The organism is Microcystis sp. M_QC_C_20170808_M9Col (assembly GCF_007095495.1).
Lineage (GTDB): Bacteria > Cyanobacteriota > Cyanobacteriia > Cyanobacteriales > Microcystaceae > Microcystis > Microcystis aeruginosa.
Genome location: NZ_SFBZ01000268.1, coordinates 31,470 through 54,623, shown reverse-complemented (window position 1 = coordinate 54,623; position 23,154 = coordinate 31,470). Strand labels below are relative to the sequence as shown.

Sequence of the window (23,154 nt, the reverse complement as noted above, 5' to 3'; positions counted from 1 at the left end):
GTCTTTCTCATCAACCGGATTCACAAAAACGAGATGCAGCCTGATATAGTGAGAGGTCGGGATGATGTTTATCAAGCAATTTTTATGTTAAAAGCTGGAATCGTGGGACTGCCAAATGTGGGTAAATCGACCCTATTTAACGCTCTGGTGGCTAATGCCAAGGCCGAGGCCGCTAATTTCCCCTTTTGTACCATTGAACCGAATGTGGGTGTGGTATCCGTCCCCGATGAACGTCTGGAGGTTTTGGCTAAAATCTCTAATTCTGAGAAAATCGTGCCGACGCGGATTGAATTTGTCGATATCGCCGGATTAGTCAAGGGTGCGAGTCGCGGGGAAGGATTGGGTAATCAATTTTTGGCTAATATCCGGGAAGTGGACGCGATCGTTCATGTGGTGCGCTGTTTTGATAATGATGATATTATTCATGTTTCTGGGTCCGTGGATCCGGCCCGGGATATCGAGGTCATTAATCTAGAGTTAGCTCTAGCGGATTTGGGACAGGTGGAGAAGCGGGTGGAACGTTTACGCAAACAGGCGAAAAATAGCAAGGAAGCCGCCGAAGAATTGGCTATCCTTGAAAAAATCCTAATTTGTCTTAATGACGGTATTTCGGTGCGAAAAGTGGATTTAAGCAAAGAGGAAGAAGAATTAATTAAAAATCTCGGTTTATTGAGTCGTAAACCGATTATTTATGCCGCTAATGTGAGCGAAGATGATCTGGCCACGGGTAATGATTGGGTAGAAAGTGTCCGTCAAATTGCCCAAGAGGAACAGGCAAAAGTTGTGATCGTTTCTGCTCAAGTAGAATCGGAATTAGTGGAATTGTCGGAGGAAGAAAGAAAAGATTTTCTCGGTTCTTTAGGAGTAGAAGAAGGGGGATTAAAATCTTTAATTAAAGCTACCTACGAGTTATTAGGACTGCGTACCTATCTCACCACTGGACCCCAAGAAACCCGCGCATGGACGATTATTTCTGGGATGAAAGCACCCCAGGCAGCCGGAGTTATTCACTCGGATTTTGAACGGGGTTTTATTCGTGCGGAAACTGTGTCTTATCAGGATTTAGTTAATAGTGGCACGATGAGCGCTGCTAAAGAAAAAGGTTTAGTCAGAAGTGAAGGCAAGGAATACATTGTTCAAGAGGGTGATGTTTTACTATTCCGTTTTAATGTATAGCTAAAAATAAATCAGGTGAGCGCCGCCACCTGATCAAAAAGCTAAACAATCTTACTAAAATAACAGGAGAGCATGACTGAATTTATTCAGTCATGCTCAATGTTTTGATATAATCCCTCAAGATTTCTGCCCTAAACAATCTCTCAGCTTTTTTTACTCACTTTGGTTAACATTAAACTGAATTTTTTATCTCTTGACATCCTCTAATTTATATTCTATAATTAGAGTATAGGGGCAAGTTCTTGTTTAATCAAGATGGCGATGATCCCTGTCCACTAAAAGACTGGTTTGCTAGGAATGCAGTCAAGGCTAAAAATATTCTATCTATTCAACAACCCGCAACAGAAAACATTCAAATCAAGCGCAGTAAATGAAAGAGCAAGGATTGTTATTTTCTGAAGACAGCCTGTTACCTGAAAAACTCCCGCAAATTCAGGAATTACGACCTTCTAACAATCTTTCCGCAGTTTTTGAAGAGTGCCATAATTATATTTACGCCAACGAAGGAATGCTCAAAGACAAGATTTTTCACGAGATGGTTAAACTAATCATCATCAAACTTCATGATGAAAAATCTGCCAAGCAATCTGTAAATTTTGGCGTTACAGCAAGTGAATATAAAGCCATCGTAGCAAATAAGTACGATGAATTTATGTTGCGTCTCTGTCAATTATTTACCTCAATCAAGAATCATTATCGGGGATTTTTCACCGATGACACATTCAAGTTAAAACCTTTGACTCTTGCTTATATTGTAGGCAGGTTACAGTACATTAATTTAACTAAAACATCTGGCGATATAAAAGGGGAAGCCTTTCAGACTTTTGTAAATAGACACCAGCGTGGAGATAGGGGAGAATTTTTTACCCCTCACCCAATTGTACGCCTTGCGGTTGAAATGATAGACCCCAAACCAAACGAAAAAATTATAGATCCTGCTTGCGGAAGTGGTGGTTTTTTAATTCAAGCAATAAACCATGTTCGACAAAATAATCCAGAGTTCAATATAGCAAGTTTTGTGCAAGAAAGTATTACAGGAATTGAATTTAATCCTGATGTCGCCCTTTCGGGAATGATTCGTTTAGTTTTTGAAGGTGGCACAGGTTCAGAAATTATCTGCACTAATGCGCTTATCGAAGATGAAAAATTAAATAATTCTTTTGATGTTATCTTGACCAATCCTCCTTTCGGAAATAAAGGCAAAGTAGAAGACCAGAAAATTCTTAAATCATATCTTCTTGCCCGGAAATGGCATAAATCAGCGTCCAATGGTTGGGAAGTTTCCCCAACCGTTTTAGCGGGTCAGTCGCCCGATATTTTATTTATTGAGAAATCTATAAAATTATTGCGCGCAGGTGGGCGCATGGCGATTATTCTGCCCGATGGTTTATTACAAAATATCTCTAATGGACCGATTCGGCATTGGTTGCGCTCCCAAACAAAAATATTAGGTGTTGTTTCCATACCGCCGGAAGCCTTTGTACCCTACGGCACTGGAATCAAAACATCACTTTTAGTAGTTCAAAAATTACCAGCAAACCATGATTCTTGTTTTATGGCACAAATCAAAAAAATAGGCTATGACGTTAAAGGACAAACAATATATAAGCGCAACGAGTCGGGAGTTATAGCCCGAACAAAATCAGGTTTGCCAATAGTTGACGATGATATATAGCAGTTCTCGCATCTGTGCGGCACGCTTAAACCTTTGCTGATTAAGCTGTTCAGGATCGGGAATGTACCTCTTGTGAATCAGAAACGCTATAGATGATATTTCTCACTCTTTTAGGTCATTTATCAATGGCGAATTTGCACAAAACAGCGATTGTATTTATACAGTTAAGAATACCCTGCTCAATTCGAGACTGGATGCCGAACATTATTTACCCAATGACCAAAAATTATTAGAACATCTAAAATCTATTGGAGCGAAACCTTTAGGTGAAATTGCCGATATTTTGAGAGATGCGGCTGATTTTCGTTTAGCTAGGGACAGTGAAATTAGATATATCGCTATTTCCGATGTTGATTATCGTACAATGCAAGTTGTTTCTCAACAAATAATTAAGGCACACGAGGCCCCATCTCGCGCAACTTATAGATTGTACAAAGGTGATATTATTACAGCAATTTCAGGAGCAAGCACGGGAAGTCCACGCCAAGCAACAGCCCTAATCACAGAAGATGAAGACGGGGCAATTTGCTCAAATGGATTTTCAGTATTAAGAAATATTCAGGGAGTCGAGCCTTTGTTTTTATTAGTATATATGCGAACAGACTTTTTTTTGCGTCAGGTTAAAAGGTACATGACAGGTCATGCTATTCCTACTATTTTAGTAGATGATTTGTCTAAAGTTTTAGTGCCTATTCCACCCCAATCTGAACAGCAGAGAATAGCAAAAAGTATGACCGAAATTCAAGCAATTAGAAAAGAAGCGTTAAAGGCAAGTGAGAATGTTGTTAACGAAATGAGTCTTCTACTTGGCCAATTTGAGTAAGGCAAAAAGCAGGTTAAGCTTAGAAAAAGTCTTAATACTAAATCCGGTTATTAAAAACTGATTATCTATTCCCCCTTTTGCCTGTCCTGATATGTAGCCTATACTCAACGGATTTAGTATCAGTCGCTAGTCGGGGAGAAGAATGTAAAGAATTATTAAATTGTAACTTTTGATACAATCGTGCTTCAAAACCTTGCGTCTTCATCGGCCCGCGTCCTGTAGGGGCGAAGCATTCGAGCAATAACCTATCGGTGAAACCGTAGATTTTCTATCCGAATGCTTCGCCCGTACTTTTTCAGCAAGCCCTATTTATTGATTTTTTTGATCGAATGGCAACTTTTACATCAATAGAGTCAAATTCAATGAGTATGGTGATTTTGTGCTACAATAGAGGTCTGTTAAAAGTAAAAAGAACAATCAATTAAGTAGGTAGGCGTTAAAAATTATCAGACACCCCCCTTATCAAGGGGGGCAGGGGGGATCGACACCCCCCTTATCAAGGGGGGATTAAGGGGGGATCGAACCTAAAATCGATTTTTAATTTAATTATAACCAGCTACTTACCATGAATAGCAAGACAGAAATCACTATTCAAGTTCCTTTAGAAATTGCTAGATATTACGCTAAAATTAAACCCAATGACCGAGGGAACATAGAAAACAAATTAACTGAAACTATTCAATTAGAATTAGAAAAATATCGTCAAAAAGCAGTGGCAAGATTATCACCAATTATGGATCAAGCTAGTGATGAAGCAGAAGCTAACGGATTAACTCCAGATATTTTAGCCTCTATTTTAGAACAAATTGAGAGTTAATCACACTATTAAAAACGGATTTGGTATAAGGTGGTTGATTTATCCCAACCTTAAGACAGGACTAGGATACTTGGGATAAATCAACAGAGATTCTCAATTTGCTCGGGAAATGTGCGTCACCAGGGCCGCCGATTGTAGGATGGGGGTAGTGGTGACGGAATCCGTCGCTAGGGTAAAGAGAGGATTGGAGAGGATACCGGCCAGGGAAGTCGCCACTAGGGAGAGGACAATACCCACCTGTAGGGGACGCATCCCGGTAAGGGTCCAATTGATAACGGGGTAATTTTTCACCGCATCGGACATCTCTTGGGGTTCCTTAACTACCATCATTTTGACCACACGGATATAGTAGTAAATCGAGGCCACACTGGTGACTAAACCAACGAGGACGAGGGCATAAAGTCCCGCTTGCCAACCGGCCCAGAATAGATAAATCTTGCCAAAGAAGCCCGCTAGAGGCGGAATTCCCCCCAAAGAGAGCAGACAGATGCTTAAACAGAGGGTTAGGAGCGGATCTTTCTGGTAGAGTCCCGAATATTCAGCGATCTGATCGGTTCCCGTTCTCAGAGCAAAGAGAATCACACAGGCAAAAGCCCCTAGGTTCATGAACAGGTAAATTAACAGATAGAAAATCATGCTAGAGTAACCCGCGTCAGTACCGGCGGTTAAACCAATCATGACAAAACCCGCCTGACCGATCGAGGAATAGGCTAACATCCGTTTCATGCTAGTTTGGGCCAAGGCGACCACGTTGCCGAGGATCATGCTCAAAATTGCTAGAGCGATAAAGATAAACCGCCATTGTTCGCTCACTAGACCGAAAACCGTCACTAATAGGCGAATTGCTAGGGCAAAACCGGCCGCTTTGGAACCCACCGAGAGGAAAGCCACCACGGGAGTGGGTGAACCTTCGTACACATCAGGAGTCCACTGGTGAAAGGGAACCGCCGAAATTTTGAAGGCGATACCGGCAATCACAAACACTAATGCGATCGCTAAGGCCAGGGACTGACCACCGTTAACAGCGGTTAATTTTTGGGCAATGGCACTTAAACTGGTTTCACCTCCGGATAAACCGTAGAGAAGGGAAACACCATAGAGGAAAATCGCCGAACTAGAAGCTCCAATTAACAGGTATTTTAAGGCGGCCTCGTTCGATCGAGGATCCCGCTTCATGTAACCGGTCATTAGATAGGAGGAAATACTGAGCATTTCTAGGGAGATGAAGATCATCACCAATTCACTAGCGCCAGATAGGAACATTCCCCCGAGGGTCGCGGTGAGCATAATGGCTAAAAATTCCGCTAGGGAGGTTCCCGCTTGTTCCACATAACGGATAGACATCAGCACTGTGGAGGCGGTAGAAAGAGCAATAATCCCCCTAAAGACGATACTGAGATTATCCCCCTCAAAAGCCCCTAAAAAGGCCAATGGTTTCGGATTGTCCCAGGCAAAATAGAGAGCAGCCACAGCAGCGAGCAGACCAGCGATCGCAACGTAGGGCAGCCAACTTCTGGCACTCCGTCCCACGATTAAATCGCCGATTAAAATCACCATCAGGGTAATAATCAGGATTCCTTCGGGCCAGATAACGCCGGCGTTTAGCTGACTGGCAACAAGACTAGAAAAATCCATATTGATTGAGGTTAAAGGAATTTGAAGTTAAAAAAGGCTTAATACAAGCTTAGGGCATTTCATCAGTGATTCAGTGATCAGTTATCAGTTATCAGTGATCAGGTGTGAGTTTTCAGTTCACTGATCGCAGCTATCGGGTCAAAATATCTAAAAACCCAGATAAATTTGACATAATCTTAGCTTTTATGGGTAGGATGATTATCTATTGTCTTTTTACTCCTCCTGTCTCCTCGTCTCCCCAGCTAAGGGAAAATCTTTGATTTTTGCAGCAGAGCTAATTTCTGATTTTGAGAAGTTGTCACCGAGATGTATCCAAGTTAACAGGGAAAAAGTGAAACATCAGGAAATCATGACATAGACTGGCATCGTTAGTTGTCATTGAAGGATTCTGGTAAAATCAGGCTAGGGAAACCCCCGAAAAATCAGTTGTTTGTGAGCCATCCGCTTGATTTTGTTGTTGAAAAACTTTCTAGTTCGCTCAATCCTTTTCCTTTAGCGATCGCTTGAATGAGTAACGAAACCTATCTCAATCATCCCACTTTCGGTCTATTATACAGAGTGTGTCTATTAGAAGAACATCAGGAATTATTCACCACTCTTTATGCCCAACGTCTTTTTTTTCTGGTGACGGTGGGACCCAAAAAAGTCTCGTTCGATCCGATTAGTCGTTCCGATGCTCGTCTTTTAGTGGAAAACCGGCTGCGGAATTTGCGACGGCGCAGTAATATGCAAGAATTTAACAGTCTCAACCAAACTTATCAACAAACCTTTTCAGTCTAGTTCATGACGATCGCTAGTCGTATCGAGTCAATCCGTCTTACCCTACCCCCCTCCACGCGCCTGATTGCCGTCAGTAAACAGGTATCGAGCGATTATATCCGTCAAGCTTACCGGGCAGGAGTGAGAGATTTTGCTGAAAGTAAGCTACAGGAAGCAATCTCGAAGCAGCAAGAACTAAAAGACCTCCCAGATATTTATTGGCACTTTATCGGGCATCTACAGGCAAATAAAGCCCGCAAAGTCCTAGAATCTTTTGATTTAATCCATTCCCTCGATAGTTTAAAATTAGCCCAAAGACTCGATCGCCTAGCGGCGGAATTAGAGATTAATCCCCAAGTTTTGCTACAGGTGAAAGTTGTCCCCGATCCCGATAAGTTCGGTTGGGACACAGACGAATTACTAGCAGATATTCCCGCTTTAGTCAACTGTCAACAGCTAAAAATTCAAGGTTTGATGACAATTCTGCCCCAGGGATTATCCGCCGGGGAAAAGTTAGCCGCCTTTGAAAAAACCAGCGATTTAGCCCAAATAATCGAGAATAGTTCTAGTTTATGCCTGCCTCATCTATCCATGGGGATGTCTAACGATTATCCTCTGGCTATCAAGGCCGGAGCCACTTTGATCCGGGTGGGAACTGGCATCTTCGGCGATCGCATTTACTGAACCATCTCCGTAAATTTACAGAAAAAAACCCTAGAAATTTTAATAATCGGTGACAATATATCTTAAAATTACAGCGTCTAGTCTAGAAAATGGTGGTTAGAAATGAGGAATTGACTTTTTCCCAATCCCTGAAAACTATCCCCTGATAACTGATACCTGAAAAGAGGGAACTAACCGCTGCCTCCAGACGACTAGAATGAGGAACCCTTAACAAAACAGTTCTCCTGTACCAAGTGAGAGCAAAAGTTGCTAAAGGCCACTAAAATAACCCCGATTCTAGACAAGACCACCCAAAAAAAATCTTTTGAAGGACCTTAGACTGTGAACAACATTTTTACCAAACTCAAAGATTTTGTCGGCATCTCCGAACAACCAGAAGACGAAGACGAAACCGACTACGAAGAAATGAACTGGGAAAAGTCTTCCCCCCAAGATAGGGATCAAAACGAAGAAGAAGATCCCCTCAATCGTCGTCAACGCGAACCTTTAAATCTCAGTACAGCCACATCTATGGGACTCAACAGAAGCAACGTGATCGGTATGCCAGGTATTAACAACAACAATGCAGAAGTAGTCGTGATCGAGCCCCATTCCTTCGAGGAAATGCCCCAAGTTATCCAAACCCTGAGAGAACGCAAATCGGTGGTTTTAAACCTCAACGTCATGGATCCCGAAGAAGCACAAAGAGCCGTGGATTTTGTCGCCGGTGGCACTTACGCGATTGATGGTCATCAAGAACGCATCGGTGAGAGTATTTTCCTATTTACCCCCAGCTGCGTTAAAGTTAGCACCCTTTCCGGAACTATTCACGATATCACCGACAACCCGAAAATGGCTCGTCCCGTTTCCCCCGCAGCTGCTTGGGGAGCCGAAAGCAGTCGATTAGCTCAATGAATCCTCCCATAGTCCTCTCGTTAAGTTTGTCGAAGCTAGAAATCGATCGATTCTCGAGAGGATGCGTTTTTTTGGGGGTAAGACCTCTAAATCTGCCTTTTTTTCTGTTTACTTTTTACTTTAAATAATACTGTGTCTATTCGTTTAGGAATTATTGGCGGTGGAGTGATGGCCGAGGCCATTCTCAGCCGTTTATTAAAAAAAAATATTTATAGTCCCGAAACGGTGTTAGTCAGTGAACCCCAATCCCAACGGCGCAACTTTTGGGTTAATACCTACGGAGTACAAGTCAGTGAGGATAACCGGGAAGCCGCTAGAGCAACTGAGGTGTTAATCTTAGCGATAAAACCGCAAATTTTAGAGCAAGTAGTGAATAGTTTGCTGGGAATACCCGAAAAACCCTTGATTATCTCGATTTTAGCAGGAGTTACCCTCAATCGCTTAGAAATGGGCTTTCCCGATCGCCCTGTGATCCGGACGATGCCCAATACCCCCGCCACGGTGGGACAAGGGGTTACAGCGATCGCACCTGGTCGTCATGCGGAACCGGAACATCTGGCCGTAGCCAGAGATATTTTTGCTGCGGTCGGTACGGTGGTGGAAGTTCCCGAAGCTTTGATGGACGCGGTAACGGGATTATCGGGATCGGGCCCGGCATTTGTGGCCTTGATGGTGGAAGCTTTAAGCGATGGTGGTGTGGCGGCCGGATTACCGCGAGTGATCGCGTCTCAATTGGCCCTAGAAACAGTTTTGGGGACGGCAACCCTATTAAAAGAATCGGCCATACATCCGGGAGAATTAAAGGATCGCGTCACTAGCCCCGGGGGAACGACGATTGCCGGGGTGAGACAATTAGAAAAAGGCTCTTTTCGATCGACTATTATCGAAGCAGTGGTGGCGGCCTATCATAGATCTAAAGATTTAGGGCGTAGTTCTGAAAAGTAATCTTTGTATCTTTTTTAATCCATAATTAGGTAGGGGTTAAAAATTATCAGACACCCCCCTTATCAAGGGGGATCCCCCCGCCTATCGGCACCCCCCTTATCAAGGGGGGCAGGGGGGATCGAACCTAAAATCCATTTTTAATTTAATTATAACCATCTACTTAACTGGTGTCTCAATCTGTGATAAGATACGCAGCAATTCTTGTCCAGAAAAAGTTATGAATAAGAAATCTTATCGTTTTGATTTAATGGCATTAATTGCCATTGCTGTTTTTTTCCTAGGAATTGTTTTCTGGAAAGTCCCGCTTCATTATCCCTATATCCTTAATTTTGATGAAGCGGTGGCCATGGTACTTGCCTACGTCACTAAACAAGGTTATCATCTCTACGAACAAGTTTGGCACGATCATTTATCGGGTTTATCTCTTTTACTAAATGGTTGGTTAAGCGTGACAGGATTTACTCTCTATGCCGCCCGCCTTATGGTGCTTTCTTTGTCCACAATTATGTTAGTAATTTTTTATCTAATTCTGAGAGTTAATTGCGGAATATTGGCCTCTTGTTTATCAGTATTCATTCTCTCAACCTCTCCAGTGTATATTAACCTGTCAACGACAATGTTGCGGGAATTACCCTCACTTTTTTTTACAATCTTAAGTATTTTTATTATCTTTAAAGCCCTTCAATTCACGGGTAAGCTTAAGTATGGGCTGTATTTACTCAGCGCCATTGCTTTCGTTTTTTCCCTGCAAATTAAACTTGCAGGCATTACTATTATCCCAACTGTAGCTTTAATTATTTTTCTTAATCAACAGAATAGTTTTATTAAAAGAATCATTGATATTGTTATTTGGTCAGTCGCTGTCGTTTTAGTCTTTGTCTTGGGTTCCCTGACTATTTTTCCTTTTTCCTACGCAAATATCATTAAATCTCATGTCAGTGTTGCCGCTAGTTTCGCTCAAGAAAATCTCACCTTATGGACTCTCTTACAAAGCGCCCTAAAGTACGAACCAATTTATCTGATCGTCACAGTAATCGCTATTATAGCGATGGTTTTTACCCGCAATATAATACCACTTTTACCGCCGTTGGTCTGGTTAGGTTCTAATCTATTTAGATTTGCCACAGTTGCCCCAATTTGGACTCATTATTATGTCCACTTAATTATTCCTGCCGTTTGGATAATTGCCTTATTTGTCGAACAGTTAAAGATTAGTGGTAGTCTCGGGGAATTTAGGCAAAATCGAAAAATAACCCAGGAATTAGTTCTCAAAATGCTAATTTTTCTACCCCTGTCTGGTCAATTTCTCTTTAATACCTTAAGAATAATCACCAATCGTGATCCAGGAATTAATGCCTACATTCAAGCTAATAAAAGGTATCAACCTCTTTTAGCAGAAGCTGTGTTTGAAAAATTTAAAAACTCCGATAAACTTCTGTTAACCGATAATCCTCACTACATATATAAATATTTCTTGAACACACCCCCAGAAACTGCTGTAATCACCAGAAAGAGATTTATCAATCAGAATCTTGATGGGAATTTTATCCTAGAAGTTATCGAAAAAAGACAGCCCGATTTGGTTTTTCTCTATCGATTTGAAAAGGAATTTCTGCAATCACCAAAACTCAAGGATTATTTAGAGAAAAATTATATCCAGTTTCCCGACAAGCAAGAAAAAGGAACTCTCTTTATCAGTCCGAAAACTTGGCAAGAATATAAAAGTAAGGCTAATTAGGGCTTGCTGAATAAATCTAAAAACCTTGTTGGGTAAGACTTTTAGACTTTTTGTCAATCAAAAAGTACCAGATCTGGGAGTGATCGGCTTCAGGTACTTTTTCCCTGAAAATTAGGTAATTGACCCCCTCAAAATCGCTAAAACCCTACACCCTACACCCCACACCCCACACCCCACACCCTGCCCCCACGAACAACTTTTTGCCGCAAACCCTAATGAGAAATTGTGGACGGGGACTATTAACGTTTTTTCTTTTTTACCGGTTTTTGAGCCACTTTTCGAGAACGTTTGTAGGCCGATCCGATCCAATCACTACAACTATGACTCATCGCCCCTAATTCTAAACCTAGGAAAATAGCGATCGCTACCCGGGGATACTGTTGCCATAATGCGATCGCTTGCTGCGGCCACAGTCGCCAATCCCAGTCTATACCCCAGAAACTTTGCAGGATCGGAATGATGACGATCGCCGCTAGTAAAAGAAAACTACCGAAGTAAAATAACCGAAAAATTGTGCCGATCAATAAACCGTGGGATAACCAACCGCGATGACGGATCATGGAACGGTAGGGTAGCCACAACCAGCGCAGATAACCCCAACGTTTGTATTGTACCGAGTGGATGTCAAGATCCGGTCCAAACAGAAATCCGCTAAACAAATAACTGGCCAACAGTAATAGGGTTAATTTTCCACTGCCACTGACCAAAAAACTCGCCCCCGCAATCGGTGGCAGCAGAATTAGGGTAATGCGATCGTGAGTTCGACCAGAGGGCATCGGAAAAAAATTAACTCGCTCAAAAAAATAATATACTTTTTTGAAAATATATGTTATACTGAGAAAGTACGAAATTGATTCGGGCGTTTAGCTCAGTGGTAGAGCGCCTGCCTTACAAGCAGGATGCCGTAAGTTCGACCCTTACAACGCCCATTTTATTCGATCCTTGCCTAGTCAAGCTCTCACTCCCGATCGCCCGCCGGTTTAGATTAAAACTATTGAGGGTAATTGCTGCTGGAAGGCAAAATTGCGACTATTTGCTAGTAAGCTAGTCAGTAGGTACTAGGATTAATTCATCGTGGCACACCAGTTATAGCGTTTCCTAAGCTAGTGAGGTACACCTGTTTTTCTTCCCCTTTGCCTTTTGCCTCTTGCCTTTTGCCTAAAACCCATAACTTTTGTACCTCAGCAGACTGAAAAACGCTATATATGGCCAATTGGAAATGTATTAAAAATTGTGGAGCTTGTTGTCAACTAAATCCCGATGAGCGTCCTGACTTAGAAGAATATCTGACTCCCGCACAATTAAGTCAATATCTCAGCATGGTGGGGGAAGAAGGTTGGTGTATAAACTTTGATCGCCAAACCCGTCTCTGTACCATTTATGACCAGAGACCAGAATTTTGTCGTGTTCAACCCGATATTTTTGCCAAAATGTATCAAATTGAACCGGGAGAATTTGAGCAATTTGCGATCGATTGTTGTCATGAACACATTGAGGATCTTTATGGGGAAGATAGCCTAGAAATGAATAGCTATCGTCAGCAAGTAGGCTAAGATTTACCCCTATCCCAGAAATAACTCAGACGGGGAACAAAATAAGTGGTCTGGTTATTTTCCCTAGCTTCTCAATGGCTAAACCAGTAAAATTACGGAATTGATTGTTTCCCTGTTGAGGAGAAGTCTATAGGAAACTCGAAACCTCTACTAGAGGTGCAGAGTTTGAGTTCAGGACAGGGAAAAACTATCATGGAAAAACTGGAAAAACAGCGCCGCAGACGCGGGGTTATCCTCACCACCACGGGACTAGAAAAATTACTTACTGCTAAACAAGAAGCGGAATATCGGCATAATCGCGGTCATCGTTTCACCCTAGAAGTCCTCAGCGAGAAAACTCTTTTAGGGGTAGATACTCTGATGAAGGTATTTGCTTGTGAATCGGGAGTGGATAAACAAACCCTGAAACATTGTTTTCAAGCTTTTAATTTAACTTTAGAAAATAGCGATTATTATCGTCCTAACCTACCAGAAACTAACACTATTAATCCTCAACTATTGGCTGAATTACCAGAGGGACAAGTCCCCCTCGATTCCCCCTTGTATATCAACAGAAATAATCTAGAACAGACTTGTTATCAAGAGATATTGCGCGGGGGGAGTCTTATCCGGATTAACGCACCCAGAAAAATGGGAAAAACCTCCCTGATGGCCAGAATTATTAATTATGCTCAACAACAGCAATACCATACCCTTTATTTCAGTTTTCGGTTAGCAGAAAGCTCAATTTTTCAAGATTTAAATCACTGGCTGCGTTGGCTTTGTGTTAGTATTAGTCGCCAGTTAGATTTAGACAATCATCTCCCAGAGGATTGGGATGACTTCCTGGGGGGTAAAATTAACTGTAAAATCTATCTAGAAAAGCATATTCTCTCCCATCTCGATCGCCCTTTAGTGATTGCCTTTGATGATCTTGAATATCTTTTACCCTATCCACAGCTAAGGGAAGAATTTTTTAGTATTCTGCACCTCTGGCACGAGGAAGGCAAAAACAAACCTCTCTGGCAAAAATTACGTTTAATTGTTGCCTATTCCCCTGCACAGGAGCTTGATAAAACCTCAGATATCTATCAATCTCCTTTTAGTCTTGGTTTACCGATCGAATTGCCTAATTTTACCAGCGCACAAGTACGAGAATTAAGTCAAAGACAGGGATTAGATCAGAATTTTGACTGCGAAAAATTACGGATATTTCTAGGGGGTAATCCCTATTTAATTCGTCTTGCTTGCTATCATCTTGCTCGGGGTAATTGTAGCCTAGAAAGCATTTTGGCTACTTCTATCGGCGAGGAAAATAATATTTTTGCTGGCCATCTTAAACGTTTACTTTGGCATCTGCAATACTTAAAGGGCAATTTAGCGGCTATCTTTGCTAAGGTGGTGATGGCGGAAAAAGACATACAAATCGATTTAATGGCGGCTTTTCACCTAGAAAGTCTCGGACTGATTCACCGACAAGGTAAGTTTTGCCGAGTCAGTTGTCCTCTCTACCGTCAATATTTTGGCGAATATTTCCGGCAACGTTCTGTTTTTTTGCCTCGAAAAACTTCTATCCTCGCCAAAAAAATTACGCTTGCTCACTTTGATACTTCCGAAAAAAGTCGCTATGCTATCTAGTTTATCGAATGTCATTATGAGGGAGTGATACTAAATCCTGTTTAAAAAGTATAGGAGAGTGGCAAGGGGGTTTTTAAAGTTCGAGTGGAATAGGCTTGTAGTTCCTCTGTTTTACGAATAAAACTTTTCGTACTCATCATGATCGCCAATCCAAAACCAGTTCACTGTATCCCCTGACAGCACTCCCAAAGCTCGATGACTCTTCGTTACACGCACTGACCAAATATCTTCGTCGCTGTCAATACACTTAAAATGTCACGATGGATGAAACGGATTCTCTACCCATAACCGATATGCTTTCCTGGCTCCGGCTTTGACTGCTGGTTTCAAGTCGCGATACTTCTGCCAAAATGAGGGCAATGTCGCGGAATTCATAGCTGCTCATAATCCATCGGTGCGGACAATCCTGCCGCAATCTCTTCTTTGGCTTTCCGTGCTGCTGCGACTAGATTATTCTTCGTCTGTTTAAACGACTGATCCCATCGTTTTTCTTCTTCAATTTCTGCAATATAAGCTCGAACATACTCTACTAACTGCTCTTGAAGCTCATCAGGCAGAGACTCAACCATCTTGATGATCGTGGTAATAGCAGGAGAGGGCATAGCATCTATCAGCGCATTAGGTTTTCTCTATTCTACAACGTCCACCGCAAACCCAAAATGATATGATCTTTGTTTCCTCTGTGTCTGGAGTGGTTTTTATTAATGAGCCTTGCTCAAAACCAAACAATTCATAATTGAAGAGCGAGGTATTTATGGGTAAAGAAGAAGAAATACTTAAACAATGGCGAGAACTGACACCGGAAAAGCAACAAAAAGTTTTACAATTTGTTCAAACACTGAAATCTAAGTCAGAAACAACAGCACCAATTAATTAGGAGTCTAACCCATGAGCGGCCTCACCATCGAAACCGATTTAGGAAAAATCCTAGACCAGATTAATCAGAATCTTAAAGAGACCAATCAGAAGCTAGACGCGCTCCAGAAAGATGTCACAGAGATCAGGATTGTTCAAGTCAGATTCGAGGCCGAAGTCAAGGGAGATCTCAAGGCATTACAGGGAGAATTCAACACCTTACAAGGTGATCTAAAAGAGATTAAAGGCTCCCAGAAAGCCCAAATTTGGGCATTAATCACCATCTTGGCAACAGCAGTTATCGGAACTGTCATCCGCTTTGTCATCACTGTTCCCCCTGTTAGCAACCCCTAACTCCCACTGCCGCGGAACAGGCTTCTAGTTGCTGTTTGATATTCAGGTAGAATTAATGATAGAATTGGTGCGTTACGGCGGATTGTTAATTTTGGTTTTTTGACGGGATTTGTGACCGCTTAAGGGAGCCTACACATCTTCTCTCAATGAGATCATCAATTTTTTTTAGGTACTTAATCAAATTTCTCCAGATGATTTATGAGTATCCTCTACTGTCTCAATCCCGAATGTTCCCATCCTCAAAATCCGACTCATTATAGCTATTGTCAAGGATGTGGCGGAAATTTAAGCCAAACTAGCCAATCATATTCTTTTCATAGCCGTTATCTCATTGTCGGAGTATTAGGCGAAGGCGCATTCGGTAGAACTTATCAAGCTAAGGACTTGAATTTTAATCGCAAACCCCGGGTTATTAAAAAATTTATTGCTCAAATGCAGGGAGCTGCTCTGGAGAAGTCTAAGGAGTTATTTCAAAGAGAAGCGGAAAAATTAGACGAATTAAAACACGAACAAATTCCCACCGTTTATGATTATTTCTCTCAGGGGAACTCCCTCTATTTAGTGCAGGAGTTTATTGAAGGAGAAACCCTGCTTCAAGAGTATCAAAGAGAAGGAAGATTTAGTGAACAGAAAATCAAGGAAATATTACAGCAATTATTACCAGTCCTTGTCTATCTCCATTCTAAAGGATTGATCCATCGTGACATCAAACCGGATAATCTGATGCGTCGTCGGAGTGACGGTAAATTGATGTTAATTGATTTTGGGGGAATTAAAGAGCAAACCTCCCAAATGGGGACAGGTTTATATACTCCGGGTTATGCTGCTTATGAACATATCATGGGCAGTGCAGTCGCCGCTAGTGATTTATATAGTTTAGCCGCTACCTGTGTCCGTTTATTAACAGGATGTTTCCCCCAAAGTAACAGTAATTTGCCTGATTCGGTCTATGATGTGAATCAGCGGCGATGGTTATGGCAATCGGTATTAAAATCTCAAAAAAGATCAATTAGTGATTTTTTAGCGAATCTCCTCAACAAGATGTTAGAAGATAAGTCTAGTCAGCGCTATCAATCAGCTTCAGAAGTTCTGACAGTGTTGAATAATCCTCCTTCAAGTAGAACTGTAGTACAACCTCCCCCCGTTTCACCTCCTCCTCAGAGAAAAATTAAGAATCCATCAGGAATAACTAGACGTAAATGGCTATATAACGGCATTGGGATGATTGTATTTGGGGGGGTGATCGGACTAGCAATTTACAGTATAGGCAATTATAATTTAGGAGATAATCAAGGGGCGATTGCGGATCAAAATCAAGCGATCAAACCCAATTCTGACGATGCTGTAGCCTACTATAATAATGGAGTTGATAAGTATAATTTAGGAGATAATCAAGGGGCTATCAAGGACTTTAATCAAGCAATTCAAATCAATCCTGACTATGCTAATGCCTACTATGATCGCGGAAGTGCTAAGTCTAATTTAGGAGATAAACTAGGAGCGATCAAGGACTACAATCAAGCAATTCAAATCAATCCTGATGATGCTGATTTCTACAATAATCGCGGATGGGCTAAGTATAATTTAGGAGATAAACAAGGGGCGATTGCGGACTACAATCAAGCGATAAAACTCAATCCCAACTTTGCTTTTCCCTACAATAATCGCGGATGGGCTAAGTATAATTTAGGAGATAAACAAGGGGCGATTGCCGACTACAATCAAGCAATTAAACTCAATCCTGACTTTGCTGTTCCCTACTATAATCGCGGTTTAATATACAAAGAATTAAATGACAATGAAAAGGCAATTAAGGATTTTCGCCAAGCATCCCAACTTCATCGACAACAAAATAATCAAACCTGGTATCAAAACTCTCTGGATAGACTAAAAGAATTAGGTGTTTCCAATTAAATTCTTGTAGGGAGTTAACACCGTTAAGTAGCTTGTAGGGTGCGTTAGGCGCGTACTTAAAGGAAATTTGTTAATAATTAAACTATGATCGCGCCGTAACGCACCATCTTAAGAAAATTGGTGCGTTACGCTATCACTAACGCACCCTACTGGACTGTTTCAGCTAATTTGGTGTATTAGAAAAATGCTATAAATTCTATAATCTAAGACTTTAAGCCGAAATCTATTGCCCTATTTTAGTTGAAACAGTCCACTACAAGAGCCGCTACTGTGTCTGGAGTGGTTTTTATTATGATTATTTAACTGCTACCGAATATCCCCCCGCAGTAATCTCTCCCTAGTAACAGGTTTCTAGTTCCTGTTTGATATTCAGGCAGAATGAATGATAGAATTGGTGCGTGGGGTGTGGCTCTTTCGTGTAAAAGCTTGTAACCTGTAGAATATAACGATCTCAGGTTTTTTGTCAAGTCTAATTTGAGGGATTTTGCTCCCGTAAACATCAGCTTTTGGGGAACTCGATACTTAACGATGTTGATGTCTATTATCGCGGAATTTCTAAGTTTAATTTAGGGGATAAACAAGGGGCGATCGCATAATTCTTTTCAACGAGGTTATGAGCTATCCAGCAATTCGATACCCATCACCATCACCTGATTACATTTATTGATTTTTCATCGCATACTATTTCAAAAGAAACGTGCCAAAGACAAAAATCATCTTTTATCAAGAAGCAGAAGGCATCTCACCCGTTGTTGAGTGGCTTCAGAAATTACTCAAAACTGATAAAAAAGGATTTGCCAAATGTATAACCAAAATCGAACAACTTGCCGCACAAGGTCATGAACTGCGCCGCCCTGCTGCCGATTATCTCAGAAATGATATCTGGGAGCTTAGAGCCAAACAGGGAACCATACAATATCGAATCCTCTATTTTTATCATGGTCAAAATATAGCAATTATTGGTCATGCTCTTATCAAAAAAACTTCCGCCGTTCCCTCACAAGACATCGAGAGAATTATCCAAAGAAAAGCACAATTTAAACAAAATCCAGAACTTCATACTTATCAAGGAGAAATAAACAATGCCTAAAACCACAGATGCCGTAAAAATCATTCACCAAATGATTGCAGACGATCCCACAATCAAAGAACAAATTGCCCTAGAATCCCTCAACTCAGAAATCGCACAATTGATTTATGACGCTCGTATGAATGCTGGATTAACTCAACAACAACTAGCCGACCTAATCCATGTTGAGCAATCCGTTATTGAAGATCTAGAAGACGCTGACTATCAAGACAATCCCCTAATAATGCTACAAAAAATTGCCACTGCCCTTAATCAACGAGTCAAAATGAGCCTTGTTAGTAGCTTGTAGGGTGCGTGTTTGCGCGTATTTAAAGGAGATTTGTTAATAATTAAACTATTACCGCGCCGTAACGCACCATCTTAAGAAAATTGGTGTGTTACGCTATCACTAACGCACCCGACAAGAGCCGCCACTGTGTCCTCTGTGGTTTTTATTATGATTATTTAACTGCTACCGAATATCCCCCCGCAGTAATCTCTCCCTAGTAACAGGTTTCTAGTTCTTGTTTGATATTCAGGTAGAATGAATGATATAATTGGTGCGTGGGGCGTGGCTCTCTCGTTTAAAAGCTTGTTACCTGTAGAATATAACGATCTCAGGTCTTTTGTCAAGTCTAATTTTAGGAGTTTTGCTCACGGAAACATCAGCTTTTGGGGAACTCGATACTTGACACTATTTAATTTATCATTTGTTAGAAAACTCACATATATAAAAGCTTTAATATGCCAAAAATACAACTTATTTTTTACCAAGATGAAAGAGGTAATATACCAATTATAGAATGGCTTGATAGTCTTCTTGGCAAAGCTCACAACAAATGCTTTATCAAATTACAAAGACTGGCAGAACTAGGATATGAATTACGCAGACCAGAAGCATACTTTTTGCGGGACAAAATTTATGAATTGAGAGTTAATTTTAAAGGAATAAATTATAGAATTCTTTATTTCTTTTATAAAAACAAAGCTGTGGTCATTTCTCATGGTATAATTAAATAAAAAGAAGTTCTACCACTGGAAATCGAGCAAGCAATTAAAAACAAAGCTAAATTTGAAAAAAATCCCGAATTACACACCTATTTTCAGGAGTTGATATGAATACACACCAAACGACAGCCGATGGCTTACAAATTCTTTACCAACGTTATTATGCTAATAATCCAGAACGTCAATTAGAATTAGAAAAGGCTCGTATTGATGACGAAGTAGCCAGAAAAATATTTAAGATTAAGGAAACACATCATCTTTCAACAAAAGCTTTAGCAGAATTAATTAATACTGATGAATCTATTATTGAAGCCTTAGAAAATGCTGACTATGAAGGAAACTCTTTTTTGTTGCTAAATCTCATCGCTACAGCCCTAAAAATAAAGGTTAAATTTGAATTAGTTTCAGCCTAATTGTTTCAGTAATTTGCTACAATGAGAATAAGCTGTCGCGCATTTAAACAATGACAATGATAAACCTAGAAACAATTGAAGAAGATATTGCGTCCCTTCCCCCCGACGCACAACAGACTATTCTTGAACTTGTAGATATTCTCAAAAAACGATATTCTCCCAACCCACAGGAAATGAAAGAGCAGCGAACAGAAGATTGGTCTGACTTTATCGGTTGTATAGAGGCTGAACCAGACCTTTCTTTTGAATTATGAATTATGAATTATCAAAAAGAATAGAAGAAACAAATAGATATTCGGGAACGTTGTTTTGAGTATGCACTGCGAGCAATTAAACTTTATCAATAAACAATAATTTGAGAAAATGAACCAAAAAACTTACCAACTAACCTTAAACTTTGACCAGATTTTAGATTTGGTTAAACAACTCCCAGAAAGTGACAAAATAAAACTCAGTAAAGAACTCGAAAAAGAAACTTTAAATCAAAAATTAACCCAACTTCTAGAAACCTTTAAAACTGATGAGCTTTCCCTAGAGACAATTACCGAAGAAGTGGAGGAAGTTAGGGCTGAAATTTATGGACAACAAGCCACCGATTAAAGTTATTATTGATACTAACCTTTGGATTAGCTTTCTTATTGGTAAACAGTTAGCTGGTTTAAAATATCTACTGATTGAAAAAACTCTTGTGCCGATTTTTTCTCCACAGCTACTTAATGAAATTAACCTTGTTACCAAAAGACCAAAATTACAAAAGCATTTTCCCCAAAGTAAAGTTCAAGAATTACTTGAGCTTTTAAGCATAATTGGGTTATGTATTGAGACTAAATCAAAAATTAATATCTGTAGAAACGCTAAAGATAACTACCTTTTAGCCTTAGCCAAAGATAGTCAAGCTGACTTTTTAATTACAGGCGATCAACATTTATTAATTTTGCAACAATTTGGAATAACTAAAATTGTTACTTATCAACAATTTTTAGTAATCTGTAGATTGGGTTGAGGAACGAAACCTAACTCAATTATTTAAAAGTGTTGGGTTTCACTATCGTTTAACCCAACCTACGATAATACTTTATTGATGATCGCTGTCAATTTAATTGATGCCCGTAATATGTTGTAAAATCGTATCTAATTTTTGGTTAATCTCATCACGAAACTCTTCAAAATTCGATTGAAGCCGATCAACTTTATCTTCAAGATGATCAATTTCCTCATAGACTCGATCAAAACTCCGGTTTAGCTCTCTTCCTGTCACTTGGGTATCTTCCAGACGCTCCAGGCACCGATTAAGACTCCTCAATTGACGCTCCACTTCATAATTTTTATCGTTCGGTTCCTGAGCTTGTGCCATAGGGAAAATTGTTGAATGAGAATGTCTTAACTCAATTATATGTTAACTTATTGACTAAATAAAGGATTCTACTTCTCTTAAATCAGCTTGTAGGGTGTGTGTTTGCGCGTATTTAAAGGAAATTTGTTAATAATTAAATTATGATCGCGCCGTAACGCACCATCTTAAGAAAATTGGTGCGTTACGCTATCACTAACGCACCCTACTGGACTGTTTCAGTTAATTTGGTGTATTAGAAAAATGCTATAAATTCTATAATCTAAGACTTTAAGCCGAAATCTATTGCCCTATTTTAATTGAAACAGTCCACTACAAGAGCGTACTACGAAGCGGTCTTTTCCGACCAAGGTTGGGACGGTCTACCACCTCTCTCAATATACAAGGATGGGTTAGCGGTAGCGTAACCCATGCAGGAGTTAGGTTTCATGCTTCAACCCAACCTACGTTCATCTTATATTTGACTCCACCCACCCACTTAATGAGAGTAGATGAACTCGGAAACTTGAAGGCATAACTGCTTACATAGTATTCTGAGGTAGAAGAATAATGCCAAATAATTTTTCGACGAAAAAAAAAATTCAGGAAAGATGACTGCTCAATCTCTGTGGAAACCCCAAAAAGTTCACGTAAACCTACTAAGCCGCCTATCTGTGCTTCCCACATCATTAACTTGGTTTCAGACAAACTTTACTGGAATTTGGTTTGGCTGTTTCGAGTCTGACCATGAAATCCAGGATCATCCAGTAACAATGCTGACTCGATTCTATCCCGGTGGTTTTTTCCCGCTGCATGGACATCCCGGTGGTGAAGAGATTTTGGTGCTTGAAGGCAATTTTGTAGATGAAACAGGGGTCGGACGTAGCGCCAAAAAAGACAGGCAGGGAGCCTGTCTAGAAAACCAAACAAATTTATCTATCAGTTGGCCACAAATAGGGAGTTTTTTGCGTCAAATTTCCAAGCAATACCATCGGGATCTCTGATGCGACTCCAATCGGCAAATTCTGCTTCCGATTTATTTTTTTTGTTTCTACCCAAAACGGCTGGGGTAACTCCTAAACGTTTAGCCAAATCCGCCAAACTCATCGATGAGATGGTTTCAGATACAGTGGTTAGAGATTCTTCCCTAACTTCTGATTCTGATTGGGATAAAGAACTGTCAGGACTGTTCAAACTAGGATTAATTATCTCCTCCGGTTCTTGAATTACCGTTTCTTGAACAGCGATCGCTGCGGTATTTTCTTCCTCTTTTTCCTCAAATAATTTACCTAAATTAGTCAGAGGTTGGGAGGAGGAAATAACAGGAACCTCTGGGACGGAATTTTCGCTCTTCTCTGCGACAATCAGGGGGGATTTAGTCTCCTGCGATTGCTCTAAATTGGTCCGAGGGAATCTCGATGCAGTAATCGCAGGAATTTGTTTTTCCCCTATTTGTTCTAAAGAGGGGTCACTCTCATCAAAAATACTACCCAAGGTACTGGCGGTGATAAAGTAATAGGCCATACCCTGATCGCCTACAGCTTTTTTTTGCGCCCCAAATTCCTCAGCTTTTTTGTCTAAAAATTGTCTGGCTAATTTGGCCGTGAGATTGGCTTTTGCCGATAGGTCAATCGGGGTGAGACAACCTTGATTGTCCTGTAAAAGTTGATTGAAATAGGGGTTAATCACCGTCGATAATTTTGACCAGCGATAGTCTTGCCACACCTTGACTGCCAGAGTTAAGAAGAAGACAAGTAGGATCAATGGCCAAGCGGTAAAAACAAGGATGATTAGCACCGCTAGGGGAATGATGAGGACGAGAAACCCCGCCGTTTGACGATCGATAATTTTTCCAGTCATAATTTCATAAGCTGCCACAATTAAAATTCTTAATG

At 40.6% G+C, this 23,154-nt stretch carries 26 protein-coding genes, 1 tRNA gene and 1 pseudogene; 22 read left to right on the top strand and 6 right to left on the bottom strand.

All coding sequences use genetic code 11. The annotated features are described in order from the left end of the window. The first annotated feature begins 84 nt into the window (after nucleotides 1–84). From ychF to EWV68_RS16595, 3 genes and pseudogenes are all read left to right on the top strand, one after another. Nucleotides 85–1,176, top strand: a complete 1,092-nt coding sequence (gene ychF, locus EWV68_RS16605; RefSeq protein ID WP_287170461.1) for a redox-regulated ATPase YchF — start codon at nucleotides 85–87, stop codon at nucleotides 1,174–1,176. A 370-nt stretch (nucleotides 1,177–1,546) separates the two neighbouring features. Then, nucleotides 1,547–3,674, top strand: a pseudogene (locus EWV68_RS16600) (N-6 DNA methylase). Between the two features lie 565 nt (nucleotides 3,675–4,239). Continuing rightward, nucleotides 4,240–4,491 carry a hypothetical protein gene (locus EWV68_RS16595; protein ID WP_287170449.1) on the top strand — a complete coding sequence of 84 codons (252 nt, stop codon included), beginning with the start codon at nucleotides 4,240–4,242 and terminating at the stop codon, nucleotides 4,489–4,491. Nucleotides 4,492–4,584: 93 nt separating this feature from the next. On the opposite strand, the gene EWV68_RS16590 is transcribed toward EWV68_RS16595, so the two are convergent. Next, nucleotides 4,585–6,126: an NAD(P)H-quinone oxidoreductase subunit N gene (locus EWV68_RS16590; protein WP_287170448.1), complete on the bottom strand. Its 1,542-nt coding sequence runs from the start codon at nucleotides 6,124–6,126 to the stop codon at nucleotides 4,585–4,587. A gap of 507 nt (nucleotides 6,127–6,633) precedes the next feature. Between EWV68_RS16590 and pipX the strand changes: the two genes are divergently transcribed. The 5 genes from pipX to EWV68_RS16565 all read left to right on the top strand — a co-directional run bounded on the left by pipX (nucleotide 6,634) and on the right by EWV68_RS16565 (nucleotide 11,146). Beyond that, nucleotides 6,634–6,906 (top strand): transcriptional coactivator PipX, encoded by a 273-nt coding sequence (gene pipX, locus EWV68_RS16585; RefSeq protein WP_002796317.1) that lies wholly within the window; start codon nucleotides 6,634–6,636, stop codon nucleotides 6,904–6,906. A gap of 3 nt (nucleotides 6,907–6,909) precedes the next feature. Then, nucleotides 6,910–7,569, top strand: a complete 660-nt coding sequence (locus EWV68_RS16580) for a YggS family pyridoxal phosphate-dependent enzyme (protein ID WP_061432397.1) — start codon at nucleotides 6,910–6,912, stop codon at nucleotides 7,567–7,569. A gap of 321 nt (nucleotides 7,570–7,890) precedes the next feature. Further along, nucleotides 7,891–8,463, top strand: a complete 573-nt coding sequence (locus tag EWV68_RS16575) for a cell division protein SepF (protein ID WP_061432398.1) — start codon at nucleotides 7,891–7,893, stop codon at nucleotides 8,461–8,463. Nucleotides 8,464–8,595: 132 nt separating this feature from the next. After that, nucleotides 8,596–9,408, top strand: coding sequence for a pyrroline-5-carboxylate reductase (gene proC, locus EWV68_RS16570; RefSeq protein ID WP_287170447.1), 813 nt, complete (start codon nucleotides 8,596–8,598; stop codon nucleotides 9,406–9,408). A 217-nt stretch (nucleotides 9,409–9,625) separates the two neighbouring features. Continuing rightward, entirely contained in the window at nucleotides 9,626–11,146 is a 1,521-nt protein-coding gene (locus tag EWV68_RS16565) for an ArnT family glycosyltransferase (protein WP_061432400.1), read from the top strand. Nucleotides 11,147–11,385: 239 nt separating this feature from the next. Here EWV68_RS16565 and EWV68_RS16560 read toward each other — a convergent pair whose 3' ends face one another. Further along, nucleotides 11,386–11,922: a metal-binding protein gene (locus EWV68_RS16560; RefSeq protein WP_061432401.1), complete on the bottom strand. Its 537-nt coding sequence runs from the start codon at nucleotides 11,920–11,922 to the stop codon at nucleotides 11,386–11,388. Nucleotides 11,923–12,003: 81 nt separating this feature from the next. On the opposite strand from EWV68_RS16560, the gene EWV68_RS16555 reads away from it, so the two are divergent. From EWV68_RS16555 to EWV68_RS16545, 3 genes are all read left to right on the top strand, one after another. Continuing rightward, nucleotides 12,004–12,075 (top strand) — tRNA-Val (locus tag EWV68_RS16555). 276 nt (nucleotides 12,076–12,351) lie between these two features. Continuing rightward, a complete protein-coding gene (locus EWV68_RS16550) occupies nucleotides 12,352–12,699 on the top strand; it encodes a YkgJ family cysteine cluster protein (RefSeq protein WP_046662392.1) in 348 nt (115 codons plus the stop codon). Nucleotides 12,700–12,891: 192 nt separating this feature from the next. Beyond that, entirely contained in the window at nucleotides 12,892–14,316 is a 1,425-nt protein-coding gene (locus EWV68_RS16545) for an AAA-like domain-containing protein (RefSeq protein WP_287170445.1), read from the top strand. A 111-nt stretch (nucleotides 14,317–14,427) separates the two neighbouring features. On the opposite strand, the gene EWV68_RS22125 is transcribed toward EWV68_RS16545, so the two are convergent. Together EWV68_RS22125 and EWV68_RS16535 are read right to left on the bottom strand one after the other, a co-directional pair. Then, entirely contained in the window at nucleotides 14,428–14,559 is a 132-nt protein-coding gene (locus tag EWV68_RS22125; RefSeq protein WP_425184091.1) for a ParE family toxin-like protein, read from the bottom strand. A 128-nt stretch (nucleotides 14,560–14,687) separates the two neighbouring features. Further along, nucleotides 14,688–14,918: a hypothetical protein gene (locus EWV68_RS16535; RefSeq protein WP_002775250.1), complete on the bottom strand. Its 231-nt coding sequence runs from the start codon at nucleotides 14,916–14,918 to the stop codon at nucleotides 14,688–14,690. Between the two features lie 152 nt (nucleotides 14,919–15,070). On the opposite strand from EWV68_RS16535, the gene EWV68_RS16530 reads away from it, so the two are divergent. The 10 genes from EWV68_RS16530 to EWV68_RS16485 all read left to right on the top strand — a co-directional run bounded on the left by EWV68_RS16530 (nucleotide 15,071) and on the right by EWV68_RS16485 (nucleotide 20,932). Continuing rightward, complete coding sequence (locus tag EWV68_RS16530) at nucleotides 15,071–15,193, top strand: hypothetical protein (protein ID WP_002793566.1); 123 nt, start codon at nucleotides 15,071–15,073, stop codon at nucleotides 15,191–15,193. Between the two features lie 11 nt (nucleotides 15,194–15,204). Further along, on the top strand, nucleotides 15,205–15,525 hold the full coding sequence (locus tag EWV68_RS16525; RefSeq protein WP_002796305.1) for a hypothetical protein: 321 nt from the start codon (nucleotides 15,205–15,207) through the stop codon (nucleotides 15,523–15,525). 198 nt (nucleotides 15,526–15,723) lie between these two features. Beyond that, nucleotides 15,724–17,439: a serine/threonine-protein kinase gene (locus tag EWV68_RS16520; protein ID WP_287170444.1), complete on the top strand. Its 1,716-nt coding sequence runs from the start codon at nucleotides 15,724–15,726 to the stop codon at nucleotides 17,437–17,439. Nucleotides 17,440–18,136: 697 nt separating this feature from the next. Next, entirely contained in the window at nucleotides 18,137–18,529 is a 393-nt protein-coding gene (locus tag EWV68_RS16515) for a type II toxin-antitoxin system RelE/ParE family toxin (RefSeq protein ID WP_002775262.1), read from the top strand. Continuing rightward, nucleotides 18,522–18,818 (top strand): helix-turn-helix domain-containing protein, encoded by a 297-nt coding sequence (locus tag EWV68_RS16510; protein WP_002731911.1) that lies wholly within the window; start codon nucleotides 18,522–18,524, stop codon nucleotides 18,816–18,818. Before EWV68_RS16515 ends, EWV68_RS16510 begins: the two co-directional genes overlap by 8 nt. A gap of 434 nt (nucleotides 18,819–19,252) precedes the next feature. Next, nucleotides 19,253–19,528 (top strand): type II toxin-antitoxin system RelE/ParE family toxin, encoded by a 276-nt coding sequence (locus tag EWV68_RS16505; protein ID WP_287170443.1) that lies wholly within the window; start codon nucleotides 19,253–19,255, stop codon nucleotides 19,526–19,528. 95 nt (nucleotides 19,529–19,623) lie between these two features. After that, entirely contained in the window at nucleotides 19,624–19,929 is a 306-nt protein-coding gene (locus EWV68_RS16500; RefSeq protein WP_002732780.1) for a helix-turn-helix domain-containing protein, read from the top strand. Between the two features lie 56 nt (nucleotides 19,930–19,985). Further along, complete coding sequence (locus tag EWV68_RS16495; RefSeq protein ID WP_249267830.1) at nucleotides 19,986–20,183, top strand: hypothetical protein; 198 nt, start codon at nucleotides 19,986–19,988, stop codon at nucleotides 20,181–20,183. A gap of 109 nt (nucleotides 20,184–20,292) precedes the next feature. Beyond that, a complete protein-coding gene (vap15, locus tag EWV68_RS16490) occupies nucleotides 20,293–20,529 on the top strand; it encodes a type II toxin-antitoxin system VapB15 family antitoxin (RefSeq protein ID WP_002762933.1) in 237 nt (78 codons plus the stop codon). Next, complete coding sequence (locus EWV68_RS16485; RefSeq protein ID WP_287170442.1) at nucleotides 20,507–20,932, top strand: putative toxin-antitoxin system toxin component, PIN family; 426 nt, start codon at nucleotides 20,507–20,509, stop codon at nucleotides 20,930–20,932. The genes vap15 and EWV68_RS16485 overlap by 23 nt, the downstream gene beginning before the upstream one ends. 93 nt (nucleotides 20,933–21,025) lie before the next feature. On the opposite strand, the gene EWV68_RS16480 is transcribed toward EWV68_RS16485, so the two are convergent. Beyond that, the gene (locus tag EWV68_RS16480) at nucleotides 21,026–21,283 is read right to left on the bottom strand and encodes a hypothetical protein (RefSeq protein WP_159294073.1); all 258 of its coding nucleotides are present in this window, start codon (nucleotides 21,281–21,283) and stop codon (nucleotides 21,026–21,028) included. Nucleotides 21,284–21,870: 587 nt separating this feature from the next. Here EWV68_RS16480 and EWV68_RS16475 point away from each other — a divergent pair. After that, entirely contained in the window at nucleotides 21,871–22,263 is a 393-nt protein-coding gene (locus EWV68_RS16475; protein ID WP_287170441.1) for a cupin domain-containing protein, read from the top strand. On the opposite strand, the gene EWV68_RS16470 is transcribed toward EWV68_RS16475, so the two are convergent. After that, entirely contained in the window at nucleotides 22,199–23,119 is a 921-nt protein-coding gene (locus EWV68_RS16470; RefSeq protein WP_061432515.1) for a hypothetical protein, read from the bottom strand. The two genes, EWV68_RS16475 and EWV68_RS16470, sit on opposite strands and share 65 nt — an antisense overlap. Between the last annotated feature and the right edge of the window lie 35 nt (nucleotides 23,120–23,154).

Bases quoted from the DNA above. Each gene is read 5' to 3' on its own strand.
- ychF (WP_287170461.1), top strand. From the start codon at position 85: ATGTTAAAAGCTGGAATCGTGGGACTGCCAAATGTGGGTAAATCGACC.
- EWV68_RS16595 (WP_287170449.1), top strand. From the start codon at position 4,240: ATGAATAGCAAGACAGAAATCACTATTCAAGTTCCTTTAGAAATTGCT.
- EWV68_RS16590 (WP_287170448.1), bottom strand. From the start codon at position 6,126: ATGGATTTTTCTAGTCTTGTTGCCAGTCAGCTAAACGCCGGCGTTATC.
- pipX (WP_002796317.1), top strand. From the start codon at position 6,634: ATGAGTAACGAAACCTATCTCAATCATCCCACTTTCGGTCTATTATAC.
- EWV68_RS16580 (WP_061432397.1), top strand. From the start codon at position 6,910: ATGACGATCGCTAGTCGTATCGAGTCAATCCGTCTTACCCTACCCCCC.
- EWV68_RS16565 (WP_061432400.1), top strand. From the start codon at position 9,626: ATGAATAAGAAATCTTATCGTTTTGATTTAATGGCATTAATTGCCATT.
- EWV68_RS16560 (WP_061432401.1), bottom strand. From the start codon at position 11,922: ATGCCCTCTGGTCGAACTCACGATCGCATTACCCTAATTCTGCTGCCA.
- EWV68_RS16550 (WP_046662392.1), top strand. From the start codon at position 12,352: ATGGCCAATTGGAAATGTATTAAAAATTGTGGAGCTTGTTGTCAACTA.
- EWV68_RS16545 (WP_287170445.1), top strand. From the start codon at position 12,892: ATGGAAAAACTGGAAAAACAGCGCCGCAGACGCGGGGTTATCCTCACC.
- EWV68_RS16535 (WP_002775250.1), bottom strand. From the start codon at position 14,918: ATGCCCTCTCCTGCTATTACCACGATCATCAAGATGGTTGAGTCTCTG.
- EWV68_RS16530 (WP_002793566.1), top strand. From the start codon at position 15,071: ATGGGTAAAGAAGAAGAAATACTTAAACAATGGCGAGAACTGACACCG.
- EWV68_RS16525 (WP_002796305.1), top strand. From the start codon at position 15,205: ATGAGCGGCCTCACCATCGAAACCGATTTAGGAAAAATCCTAGACCAG.
- EWV68_RS16520 (WP_287170444.1), top strand. From the start codon at position 15,724: ATGAGTATCCTCTACTGTCTCAATCCCGAATGTTCCCATCCTCAAAAT.
- EWV68_RS16510 (WP_002731911.1), top strand. From the start codon at position 18,522: ATGCCTAAAACCACAGATGCCGTAAAAATCATTCACCAAATGATTGCA.
- EWV68_RS16505 (WP_287170443.1), top strand. From the start codon at position 19,253: ATGCCAAAAATACAACTTATTTTTTACCAAGATGAAAGAGGTAATATA.
- EWV68_RS16500 (WP_002732780.1), top strand. From the start codon at position 19,624: ATGAATACACACCAAACGACAGCCGATGGCTTACAAATTCTTTACCAA.
- EWV68_RS16495 (WP_249267830.1), top strand. From the start codon at position 19,986: ATGATAAACCTAGAAACAATTGAAGAAGATATTGCGTCCCTTCCCCCC.
- vap15 (WP_002762933.1), top strand. From the start codon at position 20,293: ATGAACCAAAAAACTTACCAACTAACCTTAAACTTTGACCAGATTTTA.
- EWV68_RS16485 (WP_287170442.1), top strand. From the start codon at position 20,507: ATGGACAACAAGCCACCGATTAAAGTTATTATTGATACTAACCTTTGG.
- EWV68_RS16480 (WP_159294073.1), bottom strand. From the start codon at position 21,283: ATGGCACAAGCTCAGGAACCGAACGATAAAAATTATGAAGTGGAGCGT.
- EWV68_RS16475 (WP_287170441.1), top strand. From the start codon at position 21,871: ATGACTGCTCAATCTCTGTGGAAACCCCAAAAAGTTCACGTAAACCTA.
- EWV68_RS16470 (WP_061432515.1), bottom strand. From the start codon at position 23,119: ATGACTGGAAAAATTATCGATCGTCAAACGGCGGGGTTTCTCGTCCTC.